1 protein-coding gene is annotated in these 1571 nt (G+C 52.6%); it reads left to right on the forward strand.

Features of this window, described 5'->3' with window-relative positions; translation table 11 throughout:
- The first annotated feature begins 97 nt into the window (after positions 1 to 97).
- Positions 98 to 1567: an IS66 family transposase gene (locus tag IQ256_RS29190; protein ID WP_370623576.1), complete on the forward strand. Its 1470-nt coding sequence runs from the start codon at positions 98 to 100 to the stop codon at positions 1565 to 1567.
- Positions 1568 to 1571 lie beyond the last annotated feature (4 nt).

A 1571-nucleotide genomic window follows, 5' to 3' on the forward strand; every position in this document is an offset into this window, starting at 1 on the left:
TTGTAACTACTCAGGCTTAAAAAAATAGAGATATTTCTCAGCGTGATGATGATAGTCAAGTAAGTTGTTAACAATTAACGCCTTTGTTCGGATAGACGTGGACAAACACCAGCCAAAGCAGCCGCTCAGCGAAATAGAAATCCGGGCCGTCTATGGTCAGGGGGAAGAGGCCGTTGTGAGCCTGGTCAGTCAGCTGATGGCACGACTCAATCACCTGGAAGCAGAAGTGAAGGAACTGAAGGGTCGTCTGGGAAAGAACAGTCGGAACAGTAGCAAACCACCGTCAGGGGATGGCTTTGGCAAACGCACGAGCAGTTTACGAAAAAAGAGTCAACGCCCCAGTGGCGGCCAGAAAGGCCATCCGGGTAGGACGTTGGAATGGTGCGAACAGGTAGATGAAGTGGTGAGCCACTTAGTAGATGAATGCGAGCAATGCGGGGGGTCGTTGCAAACCACCGCAGTCATAGACTATGACTTACGGCGAGTCCATGAGCTGCCGTCATTATCGTTGCGAGTGATAGAGCACCAAGCAGAAGTCAAATGCTGCGGTGCTTGTGCCACGCTCAACCGAGGTCAGTTCCCGGCTGAAGTGACCACCCGAGTGCAGTACGGTAGTGGCGTCAAAGGTCTGATGGTGTATCTGATGGACGCCCAGCTATTGCCCTCAGAGAGAACCCGTGAAGTGCTTTCTGAATTGTTTGGTTGTGAGGTCTCAGAAGGCACGTTGTACAACGCGAGAGCGAAGTGCTTTGAGGAACTCGCTGAAGTAGAGCACCGCATCAAAACCCAGATTGAAGCAGCGCAGGTACTTCATTGCGACGAAACCGGCCTGCGCGTCAACCGCAAGCTATGGTGGTTACACGTAGCGTCAACCGCTGTATTGACTTACTACTTTGTGCATGCGAAGCGAGGCCGCGCCGCGATAGATGAGATGGACGTGCTGGCGAATTTTGACGGCGTGAGTGTCCACGACGGCTGGCAGAGCTACTTCAGCTATGACTGCGCTCACAGCCTATGTAACGCGCATCATCTGCGTGAACTACGGTTCATCGAAGAACGCGATCAGCAGCCCTGGGCACAAGCGATGATGACATTGCTACGCGAGATTAAGCGACAAGTCGATGCGGCCAAAGCAGCGGGTCAAGCTGAGTTGAGCATTCGCCAACTGCATGAGTTTGAGGAACGCTATCAAACCATACTCATCGATGGCTTTAAGGCAAATCCACCGCCACCGATTGATGGAAACGCGCCGAAAAAGCGAGGTCGCCTCAAGCAGTCGCCTGCGAAAAACTTACTCGACCGACTAGAGAGACATGACACGGCTGTGCTGGCCTTCATGCTGGACTTTCGGGTGCCTTTCGATAACAACCAGGCAGAACGCGACGTCCGTATGATGAAGCTCAAACAGAAGATTTCTGGGTGCTTTCGTTCTGCCACCGGAAGCCGTATGTTCTGTCGCATTCGGGGCTACATCTCGACCATGAGAAAGCAGCATCAACCCTTACTCGAAGCCCTCACAGGGGCCTTCACCAAAAATCCTACCTTTCCACTACTTCAGCCTGAGTAGTTAC

It is taken from the genome of cf. Phormidesmis sp. LEGE 11477, assembly GCF_015207105.1.
In the GTDB taxonomy this organism is placed as follows: domain Bacteria; phylum Cyanobacteriota; class Cyanobacteriia; order Phormidesmidales; family Phormidesmidaceae; genus Phormidesmis.